The sequence below is a fragment of the Pseudomonas lurida genome, from assembly GCF_013522705.1.
In the GTDB taxonomy this organism is placed as follows: domain Bacteria; phylum Pseudomonadota; class Gammaproteobacteria; order Pseudomonadales; family Pseudomonadaceae; genus Aquipseudomonas; species Aquipseudomonas quebecensis.
Genome location: NZ_JAAMRE010000082.1, coordinates 1 through 544, shown reverse-complemented (window position 1 = coordinate 544; position 544 = coordinate 1). Strand labels below are relative to the sequence as shown.

1 pseudogene is annotated in these 544 nt (G+C 49.3%); it reads left to right on the top strand.

What is annotated here, in order from left to right:
* Positions 1 to 390 (top strand): annotated as a pseudogene (locus tag G7025_RS26670) (hypothetical protein); the annotation flags it as partial.
* Positions 391 to 544: the final 154 nt, after the last annotated feature.

The following is a 544-nucleotide window of genomic DNA, read 5'->3' as shown; positions in this document are numbered from 1 at the left end:
CGGTGGTTCGTTGCTGGGTACGTAGCACAACCGCTGTCCACATTCGGTGTACGGCTTCGAGATGCAAGCCGCAAGACAATCTTCGATTCAGGCACGCCCGCCGCTCAATTTGTCAGGGCTAGCAATACCTGGACCTATGCCGGGAGCGGTACTACCGGGCAGGGTGTACCAATAACGTACTTCAATTCGCAGTTTAACCTTAATGAAGACGAATACATGCTCATAAATAACTTATGCATGCAGGCGGTGACCATTGCCTCGGGGGTGGCGAATCGCCAGATCGCAGCTATGTGGAACTATCCAAGCAAAATACTAACTCTGGGAATGATCGCGGTACAGAATGCGATTGTCACAGGCATAACTGTGATGGTCGGGCGTATTTCTCAGTAGCATCAGGCGCAATGTTTAATATTCACTAAAAATTTTGGGGAAGGCCATGCCATCTTGGTTCGCAGAAGGAACGGTAACAGTTGCTAACGGCAATGCCGTTGTAATTGGTGTTGGCACGAAGTTTTCTAACTGTCGATCTGGTGACATGTTTGTC